Below are 24,147 nucleotides of genomic sequence, written 5' to 3'. Positions count from 1 at the left end.
TGTTGGTGGGGTCACACGTAGTTGATGACAAGGGCCTCGGCGAGGTAGCTCGACGAAGCGGTATGCGTGTCGTTGCTCCAGGACACGCAATCGATGGTGTCGGCCTTGACCGAGCCGCCACGCGCGGCGATGGCGCTGATCAGGTCATCGGAGATCACAGCGGCGACGATGTGGGTGATCAGGCTGACGATGGGCGATAGCCAGGCCAGGTACCAGGGAATATGCACTTCCTTTCTGAAGTCGGACGATTGCTTGACGAAGTTGATGGTGTTGCCATCGAGCACCAGCTTCATCCTCAGCCAGCCGTTCCACTTCATGTCGATACCTGCGTGCAGGTCACAGTCGCCCTTATAGTCGACGGTGATGAAGTCACCGAGCATTCGTGCAGGGTTGCAACCGGCGAAGACAACGGGGGTGTACCAGATCGCCCCTGATTTGATGGCCTTCATGCGCAAGGTCGGTATGTTGACCATTTGCGTATTGTCGAAGCGGTAGTCCTGCGCCGTGGCGCCCTGGTAAAGCTGAAGCAGCCCGGGCAGTACCAGATGCTCCAGGACCATGCGTGGAGACAGCACGTAGCTCGACTGTCCACCCTGGCTGATACCCGACACATCGATATCCAGTGGCAGCCCACTGATGTCGCGTTCGGTACATACGGCCATGATCGCCAGGAAACCTGAATCGAGGTACGCATAGGTACATTTTCGCGGTCTGGCCCATTCCGGGGCAGTGGCTTTGCTGAAGTTGATGGTCGCGAAGGTATGGGTGAACTGTAGGGGATGCTCGACCAGGTAGGTGCAGATACAGTCCAGCACCACGGAGGCGAAAGGACCTAGCGAACCGTCGGGGTCTTGCAGGGTGATACCGCGCAGCCAGCCGCCTTCGTCGCCCAGCAGGGGTTGAGTGGCTCCGGCCTTGTGCAGGAAGGCCGACTTCAACTGCACCTGGCCGTTGCCTTGTGGCAACAGCGACAGGGTGACCTCGATGATGGCAACCGCGCCGGCCAGCGAGCGGCTGGTACCACTGGCCTCGAAAAAACCTGAGCGTATAGGCATGCGCAGGCGCAGCAAGCGACCGCCGCCACCGTTGATGACCGACCAGCAGTCGAACACCCCGTGGCAGGCGTAGCCTTCATCCGAGGTGTAGGAAAATTCGTGGTCGAGGCTGTTCCAGCTGGCTGCCAGGTCACTGTTCACGCTGTCCTGGCGAACGATGCTGATGGTGTCCCATCCTTTTGTCAGCATGAGCGAACCCTCCGGGCGCACTGAGTAGGCGCCGCGTTCCATGGGTGGATGATCAAACGTGCTTGAAGAGTCTGGCAGAGCCGCGTTGTCTGGCAAATGCGCGGGGAGACTGTTTGGCGATCAAGCCAGGCGAACCTTATAGCGCTGAAGTTCTGGAGCCTTCCCGACAGTCGCTGCCTCTGCTGTTCATTGCGATCATTAACTTGTCAGTTTTGATCATTGAGGCAATTCAAACGGCTGTTTAATGTCGCAGGCAGACAAACGACGGGGCCCGCCACCCAGTGAGGTGCCCGCAATCCGTGATCACGCCATCAGGGGACCTTTCCATGGCCGCCGACCGCTACCCGCACCTGCTTGCTCCGCTGGACCTGGGCTTTACCACCTTGCGCAACCGCACCCTGATGGGCTCGATGCACACCGGCCTCGAAGAGCGCCCCGGCGGCTTCGAGCGCATGGCAGCTTACTTTGCCGAGCGCGCCCGCGGTGGCGTTGGCCTGATGGTCACGGGCGGCATCGCGCCCAATGATGAAGGCGGGGTGTATTCCGGTGCAGTCAAGCTCAGTACCGAGGAAGAGGCCGAAAAGCATCGTATCGTCACCGAGGCGGTGCACGCCGCCGGTGGCAAGATCTGCCTGCAGATCCTGCACGCCGGGCGCTACGCCTACAGCCCACGGCAGGTGGCACCTAGCGCGATCCAGGCGCCGATCAACCCGTTCAAGCCCAAAGAGCTGGATGAGGCGGGCATCGAGAAGCAGATCGCCGACTTCGTCAACTGCGCGCTACTGGCTCAGCGTGCCGGTTACGACGGCGTCGAAATCATGGGTTCGGAAGGTTACTTCATCAACCAGTTCCTCGCCGCGCACACCAACCACCGCACCGACCGCTGGGGCGGCAGTTATGAAAACCGCATGCGCCTGGCAGTGGAAATCGTCAGCCGGGTACGCGGTGCGGTAGGGCCTAACTTCATCATCATCTTCCGCCTGTCGATGCTCGACCTGGTCGAGGGGGGCAGCACCTGGGACGAGATCGAGCTGCTGGCCAAGGCCATCGAGCAGGCCGGCGCGACCTTGATCAACACCGGAATCGGTTGGCACGAGGCGCGTATTCCGACCATCGCCACCAAAGTGCCGCGTGCGGCCTTCAGCAAAGTCACCGCCAAGTTGCGCGGCGTGGTGAGCATTCCGCTGATCACCACCAACCGCATCAACACCCCGGAAGTGGCCGAGGCGGTGCTGGCCGAGGGCGATGCGGACATGGTCTCGATGGCCCGACCGTTTCTCGCCGACCCGGACTTCGTCAACAAGGCCGCTGCCGGTCGCGCGGATGAAATCAACACCTGCATCGGCTGCAACCAGGCCTGCCTGGATCATACCTTCGGCGGCAAGCTGACCAGCTGCCTGGTCAACCCGCGTGCCTGCCACGAGACCGAACTCAACTACTTGCCTGTACGTACGGTGAAGCGCATTGCCGTGGTCGGCGCCGGCCCGGCTGGCCTGGCCGCGGCCACCGTGGCGGCCGAGCGAGGCCACGCGGTGACCCTGTTTGACGCCGCCAGCGAGATCGGTGGCCAGTTCAACGTGGCCAAGCGGGTGCCGGGCAAGGAAGAATTCTTCGAAACGCTGCGTTACTTCCGCAACAAGGTCAAAAGCACGGGCGTCGACCTGCGCCTGAATACCCGTGTGGATGTGCAGGCACTGGTGGGCGGCGGCTTTGATGAAATCATCCTGGCTACCGGCATCGCCCCGCGTACCCCGGCCATTGCGGGCGTGGAGCACGCCAAGGTGCTCAGCTACCTGGACGTACTGCTCGAGCGCAAGCCTGTGGGCAAGTCGGTGGCCGTGATTGGCGCGGGAGGTATCGGCTTCGATGTGTCCGAGTACCTGGTACATGAGGGCGTGGCCACCAGCCAGGACCGAGCGGCATTCTGGAAAGAGTGGGGCATCGATACCCACCTTCAGGCGCGAGGTGGTGTGGCCGGGATCAAGGCCGAGCCGCATGCCCCGGCGCGGCAGGTGTACCTGTTGCAGCGCAAGAAATCCAAGGTGGGTGACGGGCTCGGCAAGACGACCGGCTGGATTCACCGCACCGGGTTGAAGAACAAGGGGGTGCAGATGCTCAACAGCGTGGAGTATCTGGCTATCGACGATGCCGGCCTGCACATTCGTGTGGACGGCGGCGAACCGCAAGTGCTGGCGGTGGATAACGTGGTGATCTGTGCCGGGCAAGATCCGCTGCGCGAGCTGCAGGAAGGGCTGGTGGCGGCGGGGCAGTCGGTGCACCTGATTGGTGGCGCGGATGTGGCGGCCGAGCTGGATGCCAAGCGGGCGATCAACCAAGGCTCGCGGTTGGCGGCTGAACTCTGAGGGCGTCGGGGCTGCGTGAGCCCGATACCTGCACGGTAACCGGAGGGAGCGGGCATGCCCGCGAATTCGATGGCGGTGGCAACGGTGAACGGCGGGTGGAATTTGGCCAGCAGGCCCGGCCCTTTCGCGGGTGAACCCGCTCCTACGACGGTCTATACCGGGCCGTCGATGCCTGTGTCGAACCACTGATGCGCGTCCACCCTGGCACTGTGATGCCTCGGCGGGGGCGACTCATCGATTACAAGCGCTTGCGGGATTACCCTGTAAACTGCGATCCATGCATGTATTCGACCTCCCCCCAGCCCCCCTGCAGTTTCTGGACTTGCCCTGGCTGGAACAAGCCCAGGTCCAGGCCGCCATTCTGCGCCTGGACCTGATCGACCCGCTGATCAGCGGCAACAAGTGGTTCAAACTACGCCACCACCTGCAACAGGCCGGCGCCAGCAATGCTCCAGGCCTGATCAGCCTCGGCGGTAACCATTCCAACCATCTGCACGCCTTGGCCGCTGCCGGCAAGCGTTTCGGCTTCGCCACCGTCGGCCTGCTACGCGGCCATGCCCAGGACACGCCAACCGTGCGTGACCTGCAGGCGCTGGGCATGGAACTGCATTGGCTAGGCTACGGCGGCTACCGTGCGCGCAACGAGCCAGGATTCTGGGCCCCCTGGCAGGCCCGCTACCCAGGCTGGCACTGTATCCCCGAAGGGGGCGGCGGGCTGGCCGGTGCGCAGGGCTGCGCGCTGATCATGCAGCAGGCGCGCGCGCAGATCGCGGGATTGGGCTGGTCGGACCATGACGCCTGGTGGCTGGCTGCCGGAACGGGGACTACCTTGGCCGGCCTTGTACTGGCCGAGGCGGGTGCACATGCCGTACATGGCGCGCTGGCAGTGCCCAGGGATCATGGGGTGCCGGAGACGGTGGCAGCACTGGCCGGCACGCACGGCTACCAGCTACACGACGCCTGCCGTGGCGGTTTCGGGAAGTTCGACGATGAGCTACTGACGTTCATCGCCGACTGCGAGCAGCGCACTGGCGTGCCGCTCGAAGCCCTCTATACCGGCAAGGCTCTGCTGGCCTTGCGTGATCAGGTCGCTGCCGGGCTGTTCAAGCCCGGCAGCCGCCTGATCTTCGTACACACGGGTGGCCTGCAGGGGCGACGCGGTTACTTGTAGGGCAGCATGCGCAACAGCGTGTTGTCGCGCTGCACATAGTGGTGGTAAAGCCCGGCCAGTGCATGCAGGCCGATCAGCCAGTAGCCCCAGCTGCCAATACGCTCATGCCAGCCTTTGATGAACTTGGCCTGGTCCGGGTTCGGGCCGATCAGATGGGGCAGCTCCAGGCCAAAGAACGGCACCGGTTTGTCGGCGGCACTGAGGATCAGCCAGCCGGCCAGCGGCAGGCCGATCATCATCAGGTACAGTGCCAGGTGCATCAGGTGCGCCAGGCCGGTCTGCCAGGCCGGTGGTTTGGGCACGATGGGCGGAGTCGGGCGGCTCAGGCGCATGGCCAGGCGCAGCCAGACCAGCACGAACACGCTGAGCCCGAGCATGAAGTGCAGGTCCTTCATCAGGTTGCGTTCGGCGCTGTCCTTGGGGAACAGGCCACGCAGTTCGATGAGGGCATAGACAGCGGCCAGCAGCACCAGCATCAGCCAATGCAGGGCGATGGACAGGCGCGCGTAATGGGTGGTGGTGGGGGATGAAACCATGATTGGTCCTCGTCATCAGGTCTGAATGGCGCTCTTGCTGGCGCTCAGGAGTCATTTTAATGGCTACCGGAAACAGATCTTTGCGCCAGGTCTGTGAAAAATGTGTTGCCAGCCACCGGCCCCTTCGCGGGCCCGCCCGCTCCCACAGGTACTGCACAGTCTTGGAAGCCTGTGCAGTTGGACTGTGGGAGCGGGCGTGCCCGCGAAGGGGCCGGAACAGGCGACATCAGTTACCGGGCAGATACGGCCAGTCATCAGCCACCAGAAACACCCGCTCTGCTTCCTGCCAGGCACCCTCGGCATCAGGCACCAGTCGTACCAGCAACTGCGCCGGTGCCTGCTGCTCCAGCACATGCAGCCAGGCTGCAAACTGCTCCGCCTGCCAGCACTCACCTGACTCCACCCTTGCCGGCGCCAGCCAGGCATGCCGCTGCAGCGGCTGCCAACGCTCGCCCTCGGCCATCACCCAGTCCCGCCGACGAAGCCAGCGCCCACGCAAATGTTGCGGGTTGGCGCCCTGCGGCGCCTCGGCATGCCCAGGCCGTGGATAGAACAGGTAACCACCCAGCCACATTTGCGCCTGCACCTGCTCCACCCCTAGCTGCGCCAGCGCCTGACGGCTGTGCGCCCCCTTGGACATGGGCAACTGGTGCCCCGCCAGGTGCGCAAGCTTGGTCCCCAGCCGGTCATGGCAACCTGGCCCCAGCCAGGCATGGGGATCGTGCCCGGCGTCTTCCGGGCCCAGGTACAGCTTGATCGCCAGTTCCAGGTGGTGCACGCCGTCGCGGTCGCGCAGCACCACGTCGAGCTCGCCCAGGGTGTGCCCGCCGTCGCGAATCGCCAGGTTGGCGGCCAGCAGCTCGATGCCTGGCGCCTGGCCCAGGGCAAATTGCCACAGGCGTTCGTAGTAATGCCCCAGGCGCCGGCTGCCCAATTGCGCCAGCCAGGCGCGCAACGGTCGGTCATCGGCATCCAGGGCCCGCAACCATTGTTCAAGGCGTTGCGGCTGCTGCGCCCACAGGCTGCCCGCCAGCGGGTGTCGCTGGGGGCAGGGTGGGGCGCTGAGCAGGGGCGGCGACAACAAGGCCCATGCCAGGTCACGCACGGTGGAGTGCTGCAGTTGTCGGGGCAGGTCGTGAAGCTGGGCGAATGGCGTCATCCTGCGAGCATAGCCGGTTTGCCGCTGCCCGGTGGTTTCGCCCATAATCGGCGCATCGTCACCCGCCGCAGAGCCTTGCAGGAGCCCCATGGAGCAATTTCGCAATATCGGTATCATCGGTCGCCTTGGCAGCTCGCAGGTGCTCGACACCATTCGCCGACTGAAAAAATTCCTCCTCGATCGCCACCTGCACGTGATCCTCGAGGACACCATTGCCGAAGTGCTGCCCGGCCATGGCTTGCAGACGTCCACCCGCAAGCTGCTGGGCGAGGTCTGCGACCTGGTCATCGTGGTCGGCGGCGACGGCAGCCTGCTGGGCGCTGCCCGTGCGCTGGCCCGGCACAACATTCCGGTGCTGGGTATCAACCGTGGCAACCTGGGTTTTCTCACCGACATCCGTCCCGACGAGCTGGAACAGAAGGTCGCCGAAGTGCTCGACGGCCACTACCTGGTAGAAAACCGTTTCCTGCTGCAGGCCGAGGTGCGTCGCCACCACGAGGCCATCGGCCAGGGCGATGCGCTGAACGACGTGGTGCTGCACCCGGGCAAGTCCACGCGCATGATCGAGTTCGAGATCTACATCGACGGCCAGTTCGTCTGCAGCCAGAAGGCCGACGGCCTGATCGTCGCCACCCCCACCGGCTCCACCGCCTATGCGCTGTCGGCCGGTGGCCCGATCATGCACCCCAAGCTCGATGCCATCGTCATCGTGCCGATGTACCCGCACACCTTGTCGGGCCGGCCGATCGTAGTCGACGGCAACAGCGAGCTGAAGATCGTGGTGTCCAAGGACCTGCAGATCTACCCGCAGGTGTCCTGTGACGGTCAGAACCACTTCACCTGTGCCCCCGGCGACACCATCACGGTCAGCAAGAAGCCGCAGAAGCTGCGCCTGATCCACCCGCTGGACCACAATTACTACGAGGTCTGCCGCACCAAACTGGGTTGGGGCAGCCGCCTGGGGAGCAGTGACGACTGATGCTCGATCCGGCGCGAAGTTTTGACATCATCGGCGACGTGCACGGCTGTGCACTGACCCTTGAACGCCTGCTCGACGCCCTCGGATACAAGCGCGTGGCCGGCGTGTGGCGCCACCCGCGACGTCAGGCGCTGTTCCTTGGCGATATCGTCGACCGCGGGCCACGCATTCGCGAGGCGCTGCACATCGTCCACGACATGGTCGAAGCCGGCCAGGCGTTCTGCATCATGGGCAACCACGAATACAATGCCCTGGGCTGGGTCACCCCGGCGCTGCCTGGCAGCGGCAAGGCCTATGTCCGCGAACACACGCCGCGGCATGCCCGGCTGATCGACGAAACCCTGACCCAGTTTGCCCAGCACCCCGGCGATTGGCACGATTTCGTCAACTGGTTCTACCAGCTGCCGTTGTTCATCGACGCCGGACGCTTCCGTCTGGTGCACGCCTGCTGGGACCCGCGGCTGATCGAGCCGCTGCGCCAGCAATACCCCGACGGCCGCATCGATGAACACTTCATCCAGGCCTCGGCGGTCAGTGGCAGTTTTGCCGACACAGTGTGCAACCGCCTGTTGCGCGGTACCGACATGCGCCTGCCGGACGGGCTGACGCTGACCGGCGGCGACGGCCTGACCCGCGCGTTTTTCCGCACCAAGTTCTGGGAAGAAGACCCGAAAACCTACGGTGACATCGTGTTCCAGCCCGATGCCCTGCCCGAGGAAGTGGCCAGCACCCCGCTCAGCCACAGCCAGAAGAACGCCTTGCTGCGCTATGACGAAGACCAGCCGATGCTGTTCGTCGGGCATTACTGGCGCAGCGGCCGGCCGGCACCGATCCGCGCCAACCTGGCCTGCCTGGACTACAGCGCCGTGCTCTACGGCAAGCTGGTCGCCTACCGGCTGGATGATGAAACCCGTATCGACCCACACAAGTTCGTCTGGGTCGACGTCGACCGCCCACAGGCCAACCAATGAACATTATCGAAGTGATGCGCCTGCCGCTGTCGGTCGACCTCAGCGGCTTCGTCCACCTGTTGCAACGCCTGCAGGTGCCGCACCGGGTCAGCGAGGAGGGTGATGCCCAAGTCCTCTGGGCCCCCGACACCCTGGCCGAAGATGTGCTGCAGCTCTACCAGCGCTACCCCGACGGCAATGCCGACCTGCCGGCCACCGCCGACCCTGTAGGGGCGGGGTCACCGGCGAATGCCCCCACACAACCTTCCCTGGCAGCCCAGGCCAAGGCCTGCAAGATCACCACCCTGACCCTGCTGCTGTGCTTCATCGTCGCCGGCCTCACGGGCCTTGGCGACAACTTCACCACCATCAGCTGGTTCACCTTCCTCGACTTCCGTGTCCAGGGCGACTACCTGTACTTCAGCCCGTTGGCGCAAAGCCTGGATGAAGGCCAGTGGTGGCGCCTGGTATCGCCCATGCTACTGCATTTCGGTGTGCTGCACCTGGCCATGAACAGCCTGTGGTACTGGGAGCTGGGCAAACGCATCGAACTGCGCCAGGGCCCGTGGGCGTTGCTGGGCCTGACCCTGCTGTTCAGCCTAGTGTCCAACCTGGCCCAGCACTACACCAGCGGGCCGAGCCTGTTTGGCGGCCTGTCCGGCGTGCTGTACGGCCTGCTCGGGCATATCTGGCTGTACCAGTGGCTGGCGCCCGACCGTTACTTCAACCTGCCCAAGGGCGTGCTGGTGATGATGCTGATCTGGCTGGTGGTATGCCTGACCGGCGTGGTCGGTACGCTCGGCCTTGGCCAGATCGCCAATGCCGCCCACGTCGGCGGGCTGCTCATCGGATGCCTGACCGGGCTCTTGGGTGGGGCGCTGGCCCGGCGTAAACTGTCGGCTTGAATCAGGAGACACTATGTCCACTTTCGCGCAAATGATTGAAAACATCACCCCGGAAATCTACCAGAGCCTGAAACTGGCGGTGGAAATCGGCAAATGGTCCGACGGCCGCAAGCTCACCGCCGAGCAGAAAGAGCTGTCGCTGCAGGCGGTCATCGCCTGGGAGATGAAGAACCTGCCCGAAGACCAGCGCACCGGCTACATGGGCCCACAGGAATGTGCGTCGAAGTCCGCGCCCATCGCCAACATTCTGTTCAAGTCGGACTCGGTACATTGATCGAACTCGCACGTGGCTCGTTGAGCAAGATGGCCGTAAGCCTGCAGGCACCGGTGGTGCAGTACAGCTTCCGCCTGGATGACACCCAGGTGCCGGTCAACCCCATGATCGGCCAGCGCCTGCGCCTGGAATACCTCGGCGCCATTCATTGCAGCCATTGCGGCAAGCGCACCAAGACCAGCTTCAGCCAGGGTTACTGCTACCCGTGCATGACCAAGCTGGCCCAGTGCGACGTGTGCATCATGGCCCCGGAAAAATGCCACTACGACGCCGGCACCTGCCGGGAGCCGTCGTGGGGCGAACAGTTCTGCATGACCGACCACGTCGTCTACCTGGCCAATTCGTCGGGGATCAAGGTCGGCATCACCCGTGCCACCCAGCTGCCCACCCGCTGGCTCGACCAGGGCGCCAGCCAGGCGTTGCCGATCATGCGCGTGGCCACCCGGCAGCAATCGGGCCTGGTTGAAGACGTGTTGCGTAGCCAGGTGCCGGACCGGACCAACTGGCGCGCGCTGCTCAAGGGCGATGCCGAGGTGCTCGACCTGCCGGCCATCCGGGAGCAGGTCTTCGAAGCCTGCGCCGACGGCCTGCGCGAGCTGCAGGGGCGCTTTGGCCTGCAGGCGATCCAGCCGCTGCCGGACGCCGAAGTGGTGCAGATGAACTACCCGGTCGAGGCGTACCCGAAGAAGATTACCAGCTTCAACCTCGACAAGGACCCGGTGGCCGAGGGCACGCTGCTGGGCATCAAGGGCCAGTACCTGATCTTCGACACCGGTGTGATCAATATTCGCAAGTACACGGCCTACCAGTTGGCCGTGCTCCAGTAAAAAGGACCTGCACATGCGTACCGAACAACCGCAAGTGATCTACCTCAAGGATTACCAGGCGCCGGAGTACCTGATCGACGAGACGCACCTGACCTTCGAGCTGTTCGAGGACCACACGCTGGTTCACGCGCAACTGGTCATGCGTCGCAACCCGGCACGCGGAGCCGGCCTGCCGCCACTGGAACTCGATGGCCAGCAGCTGGAACTGCTGCGCGCCTCGCTGGATGACCAGGAACTGCAGCCAGGCGACTACCAGCTCGACGCCGACAGCCTGACCGTGCAGCCCAAGGCCGAGCGCTTCACCCTCGATACCAGCGTGAAGATCCACCCGGAAAGCAACACCGCCCTGGAAGGCCTGTACAAGTCGGGCAAGATGTTCTGCACCCAGTGCGAGGCCGAGGGCTTCCGCAAGATCACCTACTACCTCGACCGCCCGGACGTGATGAGCACCTTCACCACCACGGTCATCGCCGAGCAGCATCGCTACCCGGTCTTGCTGTCGAACGGCAACCCGATCGGCAGCGGGCCGGCCGAAGATGGCCGCCACTGGGCGACCTGGGAAGACCCGTTCATGAAGCCGGCCTACCTGTTCGCCCTGGTGGCCGGTGACCTGTGGTGCGTTGAAGACAGCTTCACCCGCCAGTCCGGCCGTGAGGTGACCCTGCGCATCTACGTCGAGCCCGAGAACATCGACAAGTGCGACCACGCCATGGTCAGCCTGAAAAAGTCCATGCGCTGGGACGAAGAAGTCTATGGCCGCGAGTACGACCTGGACATCTTCATGATTGTTGCGGTCAATGACTTCAACATGGGCGCCATGGAAAACAAGGGCCTGAACATCTTCAACTCCAGCTGTGTGCTGGCCCGTGCCGAAACCGCCACCGATGCTGCGCACCAGCGCGTCGAAGGGGTGGTCGCCCACGAGTACTTCCACAACTGGTCGGGCAACCGTGTCACCTGCCGTGACTGGTTCCAGCTGTCGCTGAAGGAAGGCTTCACGGTATTCCGCGATGCCGAGTTCAGTGCCGACATGAACTCGCGCACGGTCAAGCGCATCGAAGACGTCGCCTACCTGCGCACCCACCAGTTCGCCGAAGACGCGGGCCCCATGGCCCACCCGGTGCGCCCGGAAAGCTTCATCGAAATCTCCAACTTCTACACCCTGACCGTCTACGAGAAGGGCGCCGAAGTGGTGCGCATGGTCCGTACCCTGTTGGGTAGCGAAGGCTTCCGTAAGGGCAGCGACCTGTACTTTGAACGTCACGATGGCCAGGCGGTAACCACCGACGACTTCATCAAGGCCATGGAAGACGCCAACGGCGTCGACTTTACCCAGTTCAAGCGCTGGTACAGCCAGGCGGGCACCCCACGCCTGGAGGTCAGCGAGGCGTATGACGCCGCCGCGCAGACCTACAGCCTGACGTTCCGCCAGAGCTGCCCGCAGACCCCGGACAAGGCCGAGAAACTGCCGTTCGTGATCCCGGTGGAGCTGGGCCTGCTGGATGCCGACGGCAACGACCTGCCGCTGCAACTGGCTGGCGAAGACGGTGCTCAAGGAACCAGCCGCGTGCTGTCGGTAACCGATGCCGAGCAAACCTTCACCTTCCAGGGCATCCAGGCCAAGCCGCTGCCGTCGCTGTTGCGTGGCTTCAGCGCCCCGGTGAAGCTGAGCTTCCCGTATGACCGCGACCAGCTGATGTTCCTGATGCAGCACGACAGCGACGGCTTCAACCGATGGGAAGCGGGCCAGCAGCTGTCGGTGCAGGTACTGCAGGAACTGATCGGCCAGCATCAACGCGGCGAAGCCCTGAAGCTCGACCAGCGCCTGATCACCGCCCTGGGCACTGTGCTGGGCAATGTATCGCTGGACCCGGCCATGGTGGCCGAAATGCTCTCGCTGCCAGGTGAGGCGTACCTTACCGAGATCAGCCAGGTGGCCGACGTCGACGCCATCCACGCCGCCCGCGAGTTCGCACGCCAGCAGATCGCCGAACACCTGTTCGACGCCCTGTGGGCGCGTTACCAGGCCCACCGTGAAGAGTCGCGCAGCACTGCCTATGTGGCCTCGGCCGAGCACTTTGCCCGCCGCAGCCTGCAGAACATCGCCCTGTCGTACCTGATGCAGAGTGGCAAGCAACAGGTGCTGGAGGCGACCCTGGAGCAGTTCGAGCACTGCGACAACATGACCGAGCGCCTTACCGCGCTGGCGGTACTGGTCAACTCGCCGTTCGAGGCCGAGCGCGCCAAAGCGCTGGAGGCGTTTGCCGAGCACTTCAAGGACAACCCGCTGGTCATGGACCAATGGTTCAGCGTGCAGGCGGCCAGCACGCTGCCGGGCGGGCTGGCGCGGGTCAAGGCGTTGATGCAGCACCCGGCCTTCACCCTGAAGAACCCGAACAAGGTGCGTGCGCTGATCGGTGCCTTTGCCGGGCAGAACCTGGTCAACTTCCATGCTGCCGATGGCTCCGGGTATCGCTTCCTGGCGGACCTGGTGATCGAGCTGAACGCGCTGAATCCGCAGATTGCCTCGCGGCAACTGGCGCCGCTGACACGCTGGCGCAAGTATGACGATGCGCGTCAGGCGCTGATGAAGGGTGAGCTGGAGCGCATTCTGGCTTCGGGGGAGTTGTCCAGTGATGTGTATGAGGTTGTGAGCAAGAGTCTGGCGTAATTCTTGTGAATTGGGGCTGCTTTGCAGCCCTTCGCGGGTGAGCCCGCTCCTACAGGGGGATGTAACCTTTGTTGGGCGGGTTTACCCGCGAAGGGCCGCCCAGCGGCCCCGGCTTTCCCCGGCCGACAACAAAACATAACACCCCGCCCGTTGTACTCCCGCAAACATCCCCGCTACGATCTCCTCAAGCTATTGCAGGCCTCTAGATCAGGCTTTTTGCAAAGCCTGCAATGCATTGACCCACCAACAAGAACACAACAAGGGGGCAGTCATGAGGGAACAGTTACGTACGCCAGTCAGGCGTGGTGCCTGGCCATGGGCAGCCAGCGCGATGCTGGCACTGGCATTGGGGGTGTGGGCCGACAGCGCCCAGGCCGCAGCAGCCGACCAATACTCCACCGAATCGGCCAAGGCCAGCCAAAGCCTGTTGATCGACGCCACCCATGCCGGCAAGCGCCTGGTGGTGGTGGGTGATCGCGGCCACATTCTGTTCTCCGACGACCAGGGCAGTACCTGGACCCAGGCTCGGGTACCCACCCGGCAATTGCTCACTGCCGTGTTTTTCCTCGACGACAAGCGTGGCTGGGCCGTCGGCCATGACGCGCAGATCCTCGCCAGCACCGACGGCGGCGCCACCTGGAGCAAGCAGTTCGAAGACCTCGCCCGTGAAGCACCCTTGCTCGATGTCACCTTCCTCGACGCCCAGCACGGCTTTGCCGTGGGGGCCTATGGTGCCTTGCTGGAAACCACCGATGGTGGGCAGCACTGGCAGGATGTGGCCGAGCGGCTGGACAACCCGGACCAGCTGCACCTGAACGGTATCGCCCAAGTGCGCGATGCCGGCCTGTTCATCGTGGGTGAGCAGGGCGGCATGTTCCGCTCCACCGACAACGGCCAGACCTGGGCCAAGGTCCAGGGCCCCTACGAGGGCTCGCTGTTCGGCGTGATCGGCACCGCCAGGCCGCAGACCCTGCTGGCCTACGGCCTTCGCGGCAACCTGTTCCGCTCCAGCGACTTCGGTGACAGCTGGCAGCCGATCGAACTCAAGGCCGCGCGCGGTACCCTGGAGTTCGGCCTGGCAGGCGCTACGCTTGTCGATGATGGCACCCTGGTGCTGGTCGGCAATGGTGGCAGCGTGCTGCGCAGCACGGACGACGGCCAGACCTTCAGCGTGTACAACCGCGCCGACCGCCTGGCCCTGGCCGGCGTCAGTGGCCTGGCCAACGGCGGCCTGCTGCTGGTGGGGCAGGGTGGTGTGCACCTGGCCAGCGCCGAAGGGGCTGATCAGCCTGCTCCGGAGGTGCGCCCATGACCAGCAGGGAGAGCATTACCATGCACCCGCATCACCAGGATAAAGCCACGCTGCTCGAACGCCTGATCTTCAACAACCGCCCAGTGGTCATCGCCGTGTGCGTGCTGGTCAGCATTTTCCTGTTCTGGCAGGCCACGCAGATTCGCCCGTCCACCAGCTTCGAGAAGATGATCCCGCTGCAGCACCCGTTCATCGAGCAGATGATGGAGCACCGCAACGACCTGGCCAACCTCGGCAACACCGTGCGCATCTCGGTGGAGGCGGTGAACGGTGACATCTTCGACAAGGACTACATGGAGACCCTGCGTCAGATCCATGACGAGGTGTTCTACATCCCCGGTGTCGACCGGGCCGGGCTGAAGTCACTGTGGAGCCCCAGCGTGCGCTGGAGCGAGGTCACCGAAGAGGGTTTTTCCGGTGGCGAGGTCATCCCTAACACCTACAACGGGTCGCAGGACAGCCTCGATACCCTGCGCGACAACGTGCTCAAGTCAGGCCAGGTGGGGCGTCTTGTAGGCAACAACTTCAAGTCCAGCATCGTCGACGTGCCGCTGCTGGAGAGCTACCCCGACCCGCAGGACCCGGGCAAACAGGTGAAGCTGGACTATCAGCAGTTCTCTCACCTGCTGGAAGAGAAGATCCGCGACAAGTTCCAGGCGCAGAACCCCAATGTAAAAATCCACATCGTCGGCTTTGCCAAGAAGGTCGGTGACCTGATCGATGGCCTGGTGATGGTGGCGATGTTCTTCGGCGTCGCCCTGGTGATCACCTTGGTGTTGTTGTACTGGTTCACCTGGTGCATCCGCAGCACTGTCGCCGTGCTCATCACCACGCTGGTGGCGGTGGTCTGGCAACTGGGGCTGATGCATGCGGTAGGCTTTGGCCTGGACCCGTACTCGATGCTGGTGCCGTTCCTGATCTTCGCCATCGGCATTTCCCACGGGGTGCAGAAGATCAACGGCATCGCCCTGCAGTCGAGTGATGCCGACAACGCCCTTACCGCTGCCCGGCGCACATTCCGTCAGTTGTTCCTGCCGGGAATGATCGCCATCCTTGCCGACGCAGTGGGCTTCATTACCCTGCTGATCATCGACATCGGGGTGATTCGCGAACTGGCCATCGGCGCCTCCATCGGTGTGGCGGTGATCGTGTTCACCAACCTGATCCTGTTGCCGGTGGCCATCTCCTATGTCGGCATCAGCAAGAAGGCTATCGAGCGCAGCAAGAAAGACGCGACCTGCGAGCACCCGTTCTGGCGCCTGTTGTCGAACTTCGCCAGTGCCAAGGTGGCGCCGGTGTCGGTGGTGCTGGCGCTGCTCGCCTTCGCCGGTGGCCTGTGGTACAGCCAGAACCTGAAGATCGGCGACCTCGACCAGGGCGCACCGGAGCTGCGCCCCGACTCGCGCTACAACCAGGACAACAACTTCATCATCAGCAACTACTCGACCAGTTCCGATGTGCTGGTGATCATGGTCAAGACGCCGTCGGAGAAGTGCTCGGTCCATTCGACCATGGCGCCGATCGACGAGCTGATGTGGACCATGGAAAACACCCCAGGCGTGCAGTCGGCGATTTCCCTGGTCACCGTTTCCAAGCAGGTGATCAAGGGCATGAACGAGGGCAGCCTGAAATGGGAAACCCTGTCGCGTAACCCGGACATCCTCAACAACTCCATCGCCCGGGCCGACGGCCTTTACAACGGCGACTGCTCATTGGCACCCGTGCTGGTGTTCCTCAATGACCATAAGGCTGAAACGCTGGAGCGCGTCACCGCCGTGGCCAAGGCATTTGCCGACAGCCATGACAAGGAAGGCCTGCAGTTCCTGCTGGCGGCGGGCAACGCCGGTATCGAGGCAGCGACCAACGAAGTGATCAAGTCGGCCGAGCTGACCATCCTGATCCTGGTGTACATCTGCGTGGCCGTGATGTGCCTGATCACCTTCCGCTCGTTCGCCGCCACGCTGTGCATCGTGCTGCCCCTGGTGCTGACCTCGGTGCTGGGCAACGCGTTGATGGCCTACATGGGTATCGGGGTGAAAGTAGCGACCTTGCCGGTGGTGGCGTTGGGGGTGGGCATTGGCGTGGACTATGGCATCTATATCTACAGCCGCCTGGAAAGCTTCCTGCGTGCCGGTTTGCCGTTGCAGGAGGCGTATTACCAGACCCTGCGCTCGACCGGCAAGGCGGTGCTGTTCACCGGGCTGTGCCTGGCGATTGGCGTATGCACCTGGATCTTCTCGGCGATCAAGTTCCAGGCGGACATGGGCCTGATGCTGACCTTCATGCTGCTTTGGAACATGTTTGGTGCGCTGTGGCTGCTACCGGCATTGGCGCGGTTCCTGATCAAGCCTGAGAAGATGGTGGGCAAGGAGGGTGGGTCGATCTTCGCCCATTGATTGGAGGGGGCCGCATTGCGGCCCCACGGTTATACTGCCAGCTCATTTCAGATGGGTACCCCTATGTCCCCCCTCGCTACCGCCCTGCAGTCCTGCGATATGCTTTTGATCGACGGCCTGCACGCCTTCGATTTCACCGTTGATGAAGCCGGCCTCACTGTCGAATGCATGGACGGCCGCCAATTGCGTCGCTGGTCGTTCACCCCTGAGCAAATCGCTGCCGCCATCGCCACCGGAGACGAGTGGCAACTCGACGATGCCAACGGCGCGCATCGGCTAGTCTGTATGAGTGCCTTTCGCGCCCCGGATGATGACCAAGATGAACCGGACCTGGACGACCCTGCTGACCGCTAGCCTGATGAGCCTGACTATCCACGCCCACGCCTCGACGTTGCTGGTGGGCAGCTACACCGATGGCGCCAGCCAGGGTATCTACCGCTACCTGTTCGACGACAAGGCCGGCCGCATCGACCCCACACCGCAACAAGTGGTCAAGAGTGTCAATCCTTCCTGGCTTGTGCTGTCGGCCGACCAGCGCCAGCTGTTCGTGGTCAATGAAACCCCGGGTGGCCATGCGAGCAGTTTCAGCGTCAGCACCAAGGGCGAAATCAAGCCGCTCAACCAGGTGGCCACCCAAGGTGACGAACCGACTCACGCCAGCCTCAGTCGTGACCAGCGTTATCTGTTCGTGGCCAACTACGCGGTCAAGCCTGACCCCGGCGGCAGCCTGGTGGTAATCCCGGTGGCCAGGGACGGCAAGCTCAAGGCCGTGGTGCAACAGGCCCGGCACAAGGCGAGTGGCGTCAACCCCGAGCGCCAGGCCGGTGCCCATGTGCATGCACTGGTGCTGTCGCCCGATGGCCAGCATGTCTATGCCTGCGACTTGGGCGCAGACAAGGTATTCATCTACCGCTACGACGGCGCCAGTGTGGACAAACCGTTGAGCCCGGCAATCCCGGCCTCGGTGGCCTTGCCGCCAGGCAGTGGGCCCCGTCACCTGCTGTTCGACGCCAAGGGCCAGCACGCTTACCTGACGTTGGAAATGAGTGGCGAAGTGGTGATGTTCGACGTCGAGGACGCTGCTTTGCTTGAGCGCCAACGCCTGCCGCTGACCGAGCAGCAGGATGCAGCGGCCAAGGCAGCGGGAGGCCTGCACCTGTCGGCGGACGGCCGCTTTCTGTACGTGAGCAACCGTGGCACGGCGAATGAAATCCTGGTGTTTGCGGTTGGCAAGAATGACGGCCAGTTGACGTTCGTGCAGCGCCGCTCCGTGGAAGGCGACCACCCCCGCGAGTTTGCCCTGGACCCTAGCGGCAATTTCCTGCTGGTGGCCAACCAGAAGAGCAACCAGATCGTGGTCATGCGCCGTGATCTCTTGACTGGCGAGTTGGGGGAGACCGTGCAGACCATGGCGCAGGACGCGCCTTCGGACCTGAAGTTTATCGATTAAGGGGTTGGGAGGGTTCGCCCATAGGCGAACTGGCCAGACACACACTGCAAGAAGTGGATTTATCCGCGAAAGGGCCGGTCCTGCTGGCCAATTTTCACCCGCCGTTCACTGTTGCCGCCGCCACCGTATTCGCGGGTAAACCCGCTCCTACACACAGATCGGTGATGGACACAGGCCGTCGTAGGAGCGGGTTTACCCGCGAAGCAGGCGACGCGTTGCATGGCACCGGCTGCGCCGGTGTTCGCGGGTGAACCCGTGCCTACGGCCCCCATTTGTAGCCAAGTGTCTGTTCAGCGAATCATGATCGCTTTGAACAGCTCCGAAGCCAGCCACCCCTCCAGCCAGCGCCGCACGCGCGGATAAGCCGCCTCGGCGAACCACTGCGGTTCCACTCCGGCAAACTGGCGCATCAGGGGCAGCAACGCGGCATCGGCCATGCTCGGGTGGTCGGCCAGCAGGTAAGCCCGCCCCGCCAGCAAGCCTTCGAGCTCCGCCAGCCAGACCTCGGCCTGCTGGCGGTAATGCTCGCGGGAATGCTCCGGGTAACGTTCAGCATACTTGTACAGGTTCACGTGCGCCTTGAACGTGGTGTCATTGCGCGCAATCAGCGTTTCAGCCTGCTGCGCAGCCGCAGGGTTGGCCTGTAGCCGCCAGTCCTGCGGGTCGTTCTGCGTCAGCGCCCAGCGCATGATGTCCAGGCTCTCTTCCAGTACCTCGGCACCGGTGTCCAGCACCGGTACCGTGCCCTTGGGCGACAAGGCCAGCAACTCTGCCGGCTTGTTCTTCATCGCCACTTCGCAGATCTCCACCTCGCAGCCGGCATAGCGCAGGGCCAGGCGCGCACGCATGGCCCACGGGCAGCGGCGGAACGAGTAGAGGATCACCCGCACACCTCCACGTCACTGAGGCCATTACCCTGGCGCCGCACCTGGATCTGCACCGGGATGCGCTCGTGCATTTCCTGTACGTGGGAGATCACCGCCACTTTGCGACCCTGGGCTTGCAAGCCGTCGAGGGCGTCCATTGCCAGTTGCAGCGACTCGGGGTCGAGGCTGCCGAAACCTTCGTCGATGAACAGCGACTCGATACGCAAGGTGCTGGACGCCATCGACGCCAGGCCCAGGGCCAGGGCCAGCGACACCAGGAAGGTTTCCCCGCCCGACAACGAGTGCACCGAACGCAGCTCGTCGCCCATCTCGGTGTCCAGCACCAGCAGGCCAAGGGCGCTGCCGCCGCGCTTGAGGCGGTAGCGACGGGCCAGCTGACGTAGCTGGGCGTTGGCGTGGTGCAGCAGCAGGTCAAGGTTGTAGCCTTGGGCGATCTTGCGGAACACATCACCGGAGGCCGAACCGATCAGGGCATTGAGGCGGGCCCAGCGTTGCCACTGCTGGTGGGCCTGTTCGATTTCTGCCGCCAGCGCCTGGTGGGCCTGCTGGCGGCGCTGGTCGTCGGCCTGTTGTGCACGCAATTCGGCGCATTGCTGCTCGTGGCTTGCCAGGCGTTCGCGCAGTTCGGCCAAGGCTTGCTCCAGGGCCTGGACCGTGGTTTCCACGGTCATCTGCGCAGCGTGGTGCTGCAGGCGCTGTTCGCGCTCCTGCAGCAGGACGCGGCCCTGCTCGATGGCTTTTTCCGCGCCTTGCAAACGCTGGCGCAATTCATTGACTTGCGCGTCATCCATGGCCAGCAGGCGATCGAGGCCGGCATCGTCCAGTTCAGGATGCTCGCTGCGCCACTGGGCGATCTGGGCCTGCAACTGTTGGCATTCGGCATCCAGTGCCTGTTGTTGCTGGGTATTGGCCTTGAGCTCGCTGGCCAGTTGCACGCCTTGGGTGCGCAGATCTTGCAGGCGCTGGGCGGTGTCGGCATCGAGGGCGCGGGCTTGTTCCAGCGTGGCTTCCATATGCTGCTGCCAGGCTTCGGCACTGGCATGTTCGCCAAGCAGCTCGCCGAGCGACGCCTGGGCCTGCTGGCGCTGTTCGTCGAGGGCAGCGAGCTTGTGTTGCAACTGCTGCAGGCCTTGCACGCGCGCCTGTTGCTGATCGCGCAGTTTGTCCAGCTGGGCTTGCCGGGCTTGCTGTTCTTCCTGTTCGTCCTTGCGCTGTTCCAGTTGCTGCAGGCGCTGGGCAATCTGTTGGTCGAGGGCGAGGAAGGCATTGGCCGGGTCGTCTTTGAGGGCCTTGAGCGCTTCCTCTGGTAGTACGCCGGCCAGGTCGTTCAGGCCTTGCTGCAACAGCTGCTCGTCGTTGGCCAGGGCCTGGTGCTGTTGCTCCAGGTGGCGCTGGGCCTGTTGTTGGGCGTCGTGGGCAGCCTGCAATTGCTGGTTGAGGCGGGCCGCGTCCCGTTGCAGGGCGAGCAGGGCGCTCTGGCGTTTCTCGTCCTGGCTGATTTCTTCATCCAGGCGACGCAGCTGGCTGTCGAGCCAGGCGCTACGGGCCTTGTCGTCCTGCGGGGCGAGGGCTGGCCACAGGCTGTGTGCCTGTACCTGAGCCACCAGCGGTTGCAACTGTTCGCCCAGTTGCTGCTGCTGTTGCTGGAAGTCCTTGAGCTGGGCATTGACCACACCCAGCTGGGTACGCAGCTCCACCAGCTTGCTGTTGAGCGTTTCGACCTGCTTCTGCGCGGCGTGCTCTTCGGCCTGGTCATGGCGGCCAAGGCTCTGCAGCAGCGCTTCTGGCTGATGGAACGGGTGTTCGGCGCTGCCACAGACCGGGCAGGGTTCGCCGTCACGCAGTTGGTTACGCAGTTCTTCGACGCTGGTGTTGCGTGCCAGGCGTTGGCGTTCCAGCAGTTGACGGGTGAGCATCAACGCCTGTTCGGCGGCCTCCAGCTCGGCCTTGGCGGCAGTGCCTTCGGTAATCAGTTGCTGGCGTTGCAGCATGGCCTGCTGCTGGCGTTCGCGCAGGGCATCCAGCTGCTGACGCAGCTCCTGTTCACGGCCGTGCAGGCGTGACATTTCCTCTACGGCGCGCTGCTGTTTGCGGTTGTCCTGCAGCATGCCGCCGAGCAGGTCGATCTGCTCGGCCAGGGCCTGGGGTTCGGCCTTGGCTTCACGGAACAACAGGTCGTAGGCGTCGCGCTCGGCCTGCAAGTGCGCATTGGCCTGGCTGGCCTGGGCCTGCAAGCCGGGTAGCTCTTCTCGGCCCTTGGTCAGGCGGCCACCGATCAGCATCACCTGTTTCAATTGCGGCAGGTAGGCGTGCCAGGCATTGGCCAGGCCCGCCAGGTGCTGGCTGTCGGCAAGCGCGGTGTCGATCAGCGCCAGTTGTTGCACGCTGCGCTGCTGGTTGTCTTCCAGCTGCTGCAGTTGCTGCTGGCCGTCAGCGACCTGCTGTTGCGCCTGCTGGTTGATGCTGCGCTGGGCGGCCAGCTCCTGGTCCAGGCGTGCCAGCGTATCCTGGGCGGCAAAGGCCTGGCGCAGGCGCGGCGCGTTCTCGCCGTGCTCGGCCTGGCGGTCGGCAAGCGCTTGGCGCGCAGTGTCCAGCGCCTGTTCGAGTTCGCGGGTGCGCACCTGCAGTTCGGCTTGCTGCTGTTGCTGTTCGGTAATTTTCGCGGCCACTGGCGCCAGCTGTGCGCTCAGGTCCTGTCGGCGGTGGAACTGGTGACGCTGTGGGGCCAGGCGCTCCAGGCGTGCCAGGTCCAGGCGTGGTTCGGCCAGCTGTTGCCAGTCCAGTTCGGCGGCCTGCAGCGTGGTGCTGGCTTCGGTGTATTGGGCCTGTAGCTGGCGTTGTTCATTCAGCCAGTTGCGTTGCTGCTCCAGCTGGCGCTCGCCGGCCTGGTCGGCCTTGAACTGCTGTTGCGCCTGCTCCAGGCGCTGGTCGAGCTCGGCACGGGCCTCGGCAGCCATCGGCAGCAGATGGCTGGCGCGTTCTTTCAAGGCGTTGTGTGCCTCGCCGGTTTCGCGTGCCTTGCTGAAGGCACGCTGGCCCAGACGGGTGTAGATCGCGGTGTTGGTGAGCTTTTCCAGCAACTCGCTGCGGTCTTTGTCGTCGGCCTTGAGAAACGCGCCGAACTCGCTCTGGGCCAGCATCACCGCACGGGTGAACTGCTCGAAGTTCAGGCCCAGGCGGGCTTCGACCAGTTGCTTGTATTCGTTCTTGCCACTGCCGAGCACTTGCTCGCTGTCGAGGTCGTAGAAGCTCTGACGGCTGTGTTGCAGTTTGCCGTTGGCCTTGTCGCGGGCGCGGTTGGCTTCCCAGCGGGCGCGGTAGCGGCGGCCATCGATACCGACGAAATCGACCTCGGCAAAACCGCTGCCGGTGCCACGGCGCAGCAGGTTGCGCGGGTCGGAGGTGGGGATGTCGCCGTCGGCATCCGGCACCTTGGCCTCACGGCCAATGGCATTGAGGCGTGGCACGGTGCCGAACAGCGCCAGGCACAGGGCGTCAAGCAGGGTGCTCTTGCCGGCACCGGTAGGCCCGGTGATGGCGAACAGGCCAGCGCTGGCCAAGGGTTCTGCGGTGAAATCGATGTCGATCGGGCCGGCCAGCGATGCCAGGTTCTTCAGGCGGATGGCGAGAATCTTCATGGCTGTTCCTCTTCCTGCTGCACGTCCTGCAACAGCAGGGCGAAGTCGGCCAGTGCCTGCTCGTCGGCGGGGTTGCCATAGGCTTGCTCCCAGGCGCGGCTGAACAGGTCTTGCGGGGTCATCTGGGCCAGTTCGACAAAGGCCAGGTCATCGTCTTCGGCGTTGTTGCGGCCGGCGTACTCGGCGCTGATGCGGATCAGCCGTACCGCCTTGCCTTCAAGCGCGGTTTCAATCTGCTGGCGCAGGTCGGGTTGCGGCTCGTCGAGCATCACCCGCACCTCCAGCCAGGGCTGGCGGTTGGGGTCTTCAAGCAGGTCGATCACTGGCAGGTCGGCCAGTTGCTGCAACAGCTCGCCCAGCGGTGCCGGGCCCACCCGTTGCAGGGCCACGGCGCGTGGTACGGGGCGTGGCTCGACGCTGACCAGGCCGTTGCCGTCCAACTCCACTTCCAGGACCTGGTGCGGGTAGTTGATTTCGGCGAACGACAGCGGGATTGGCGAGCCGCTGTAGCGGATGCGCTCTTCGCGGTTGACCTTCTGCGGCTTGTGCAGATGGCCCAGGGCGACGTAGCTGATAGCCTTGTCGAACAGCTTGGCCGGCAGCGCCTCGGCGTTGCCGATGATCAGGCTGCGTTCGGAGTCTTCCGACACCGCGCCACCGGCCATGTGCGCGTGGCTGATGGCGATCAGCGCCTGGTCTTTCTTGCGTTTCTTCAGTGCGGCGGCGATCAGTTGCTGGTGCACCTGGGTGATGCCTTGCAGGTAGTCGTCACCCAGCTGCGGGCCGGTCACTTCGGCCGGGCGCAGGAACGGCAGGGCCAGGCACCAGGCGGCCACCTTGCCACGGCCGTTGGTCAGCGGAATCAACAGGCGTTCGGCATCCAGCTGGCCCTCGTCCAGCCAGTGCACACGGCCCAACGCATGGGTGCGCAGGCGGCGCATGAGTGCGGCCGGCAGCTCGATGCGCGAACCGGAGTCGTGGTTGCCGGCGATCATCACGATGTCCAGCTTGGGTTGTTGCTCGTGGGCCTGGACGATGAAGTCGTAGAGGCGTTCCTGGGCTTTGACGGGCGGGTTGACGGTGTCGAAGATGTCGCCCGCAATCAGCAGCGCATCCGGCTGGCGCAGGCGCAGCTGGCCGAGCAGCCAGTCGAGGAAGCAGGCGTGTTCGAAGTCGCGTTCCTGGCCGTGCAGGCTTTGGCCCAGGTGCCAGTCGGAGGTATGAAACAGACGCATGGATGACCTGTTGGTGTCGAGTCGGGCAAGCGGGGAAAGGGCGGTATGGTAACCCAAGCGGGATTCGGGGTGCAGGGCGAGGGATTGGGGGGCAGATGTTCGTCCCAAGAATTTCAGCGCCTGTGACAGGCGCTGAAAACCTTATGGCGA

18 protein-coding genes are annotated in these 24,147 nt (G+C 64.0%); 12 read left to right on the top strand and 6 right to left on the bottom strand.

Going from position 1 to position 24,147, the window contains the following annotated elements:
• Positions 1 to 11: 11 nt before the first annotated feature.
• A complete protein-coding gene (locus V7787_RS15780; RefSeq protein WP_231114235.1) occupies positions 12 to 1,244 on the bottom strand; it encodes a TULIP family P47-like protein in 1,233 nt (410 codons plus the stop codon).
• A gap of 326 nt (positions 1,245 to 1,570) precedes the next feature.
• Between V7787_RS15780 and V7787_RS15775 the strand changes: the two genes are divergently transcribed.
• Together V7787_RS15775 and V7787_RS15770 are read left to right on the top strand one after the other, a co-directional pair.
• Positions 1,571 to 3,607: an NADPH-dependent 2,4-dienoyl-CoA reductase gene (locus V7787_RS15775; protein ID WP_064491311.1), complete on the top strand. Its 2,037-nt coding sequence runs from the start codon at positions 1,571 to 1,573 to the stop codon at positions 3,605 to 3,607.
• 277 nt (positions 3,608 to 3,884) lie between these two features.
• Positions 3,885 to 4,778, top strand: a complete 894-nt coding sequence (locus V7787_RS15770; RefSeq protein WP_064491312.1) for a 1-aminocyclopropane-1-carboxylate deaminase/D-cysteine desulfhydrase — start codon at positions 3,885 to 3,887, stop codon at positions 4,776 to 4,778.
• Here the strand turns inward: V7787_RS15770 and V7787_RS15765 are convergent.
• Together V7787_RS15765 and V7787_RS15760 are read right to left on the bottom strand one after the other, a co-directional pair.
• Complete coding sequence (locus tag V7787_RS15765) at positions 4,769 to 5,314, bottom strand: cytochrome b (RefSeq protein ID WP_020193552.1); 546 nt, start codon at positions 5,312 to 5,314, stop codon at positions 4,769 to 4,771. The two genes, V7787_RS15770 and V7787_RS15765, sit on opposite strands and share 10 nt — an antisense overlap.
• Positions 5,315 to 5,540: 226 nt before the next feature.
• Positions 5,541 to 6,563 (bottom strand): DUF1853 family protein, encoded by a 1,023-nt coding sequence (locus V7787_RS15760; protein ID WP_336088590.1) that lies wholly within the window; start codon positions 6,561 to 6,563, stop codon positions 5,541 to 5,543.
• Between V7787_RS15760 and V7787_RS15755 the strand changes: the two genes are divergently transcribed.
• The 10 genes from V7787_RS15755 to V7787_RS15710 all read left to right on the top strand — a co-directional run bounded on the left by V7787_RS15755 (position 6,562) and on the right by V7787_RS15710 (position 18,237).
• Positions 6,562 to 7,452, top strand: a complete 891-nt coding sequence (locus tag V7787_RS15755) for an NAD(+) kinase (protein ID WP_003247220.1) — start codon at positions 6,562 to 6,564, stop codon at positions 7,450 to 7,452. The two genes, V7787_RS15760 and V7787_RS15755, sit on opposite strands and share 2 nt — an antisense overlap.
• Positions 7,452 to 8,423: a metallophosphoesterase gene (locus tag V7787_RS15750; RefSeq protein ID WP_010953024.1), complete on the top strand. Its 972-nt coding sequence runs from the start codon at positions 7,452 to 7,454 to the stop codon at positions 8,421 to 8,423. Before V7787_RS15755 ends, V7787_RS15750 begins: the two co-directional genes overlap by 1 nt.
• Positions 8,420 to 9,307, top strand: coding sequence for a rhomboid family intramembrane serine protease (locus tag V7787_RS15745; protein WP_020193768.1), 888 nt, complete (start codon positions 8,420 to 8,422; stop codon positions 9,305 to 9,307). Before V7787_RS15750 ends, V7787_RS15745 begins: the two co-directional genes overlap by 4 nt.
• 13 nt (positions 9,308 to 9,320) lie before the next feature.
• The gene (locus tag V7787_RS15740; protein WP_003247224.1) at positions 9,321 to 9,581 is read left to right on the top strand and encodes a YeaC family protein; all 261 of its coding nucleotides are present in this window, start codon (positions 9,321 to 9,323) and stop codon (positions 9,579 to 9,581) included.
• Positions 9,578 to 10,408 carry a DUF2797 domain-containing protein gene (locus tag V7787_RS15735; protein ID WP_064492366.1) on the top strand — a complete coding sequence of 277 codons (831 nt, stop codon included), beginning with the start codon at positions 9,578 to 9,580 and terminating at the stop codon, positions 10,406 to 10,408. The genes V7787_RS15740 and V7787_RS15735 overlap by 4 nt, the downstream gene beginning before the upstream one ends.
• Before the next feature lie 13 nt (positions 10,409 to 10,421).
• The gene (gene pepN / locus V7787_RS15730; RefSeq protein ID WP_064492365.1) at positions 10,422 to 13,079 is read left to right on the top strand and encodes an aminopeptidase N; all 2,658 of its coding nucleotides are present in this window, start codon (positions 10,422 to 10,424) and stop codon (positions 13,077 to 13,079) included.
• Between the two features lie 271 nt (positions 13,080 to 13,350).
• On the top strand, positions 13,351 to 14,391 hold the full coding sequence (locus V7787_RS15725) for a WD40/YVTN/BNR-like repeat-containing protein (protein ID WP_064492364.1): 1,041 nt from the start codon (positions 13,351 to 13,353) through the stop codon (positions 14,389 to 14,391).
• A 20-nt stretch (positions 14,392 to 14,411) separates the two neighbouring features.
• A complete protein-coding gene (locus V7787_RS15720; protein ID WP_064492367.1) occupies positions 14,412 to 16,787 on the top strand; it encodes an efflux RND transporter permease subunit in 2,376 nt (791 codons plus the stop codon).
• A 63-nt stretch (positions 16,788 to 16,850) separates the two neighbouring features.
• Entirely contained in the window at positions 16,851 to 17,141 is a 291-nt protein-coding gene (locus V7787_RS15715; protein ID WP_020415640.1) for a DUF5629 family protein, read from the top strand.
• Positions 17,107 to 18,237, top strand: coding sequence for a lactonase family protein (locus tag V7787_RS15710; RefSeq protein WP_223843610.1), 1,131 nt, complete (start codon positions 17,107 to 17,109; stop codon positions 18,235 to 18,237). The genes V7787_RS15715 and V7787_RS15710 overlap by 35 nt, the downstream gene beginning before the upstream one ends.
• A gap of 290 nt (positions 18,238 to 18,527) precedes the next feature.
• On the opposite strand, the gene V7787_RS15705 is transcribed toward V7787_RS15710, so the two are convergent.
• Genes V7787_RS15705 through V7787_RS15695 form a run of 3 tightly spaced genes read right to left on the bottom strand, consistent with a single transcriptional unit; the run spans position 18,528 to position 23,997 of the window.
• Positions 18,528 to 19,121, bottom strand: coding sequence for a glutathione S-transferase (locus V7787_RS15705; protein ID WP_064492362.1), 594 nt, complete (start codon positions 19,119 to 19,121; stop codon positions 18,528 to 18,530).
• Positions 19,118 to 22,762, bottom strand: coding sequence for an AAA family ATPase (locus V7787_RS15700; RefSeq protein WP_336088589.1), 3,645 nt, complete (start codon positions 22,760 to 22,762; stop codon positions 19,118 to 19,120). Before V7787_RS15700 ends, V7787_RS15705 begins: the two co-directional genes overlap by 4 nt.
• Positions 22,759 to 23,997: an exonuclease SbcCD subunit D C-terminal domain-containing protein gene (locus V7787_RS15695; RefSeq protein ID WP_012053234.1), complete on the bottom strand. Its 1,239-nt coding sequence runs from the start codon at positions 23,995 to 23,997 to the stop codon at positions 22,759 to 22,761. Before V7787_RS15695 ends, V7787_RS15700 begins: the two co-directional genes overlap by 4 nt.
• Positions 23,998 to 24,147 lie beyond the last annotated feature (150 nt).

The organism is Pseudomonas sp. CGJS7, from assembly GCF_036961695.1.
Note: the sequence above shows the minus strand (reverse complement) of the source record. Positions and strands in the feature narration are given on the sequence as shown.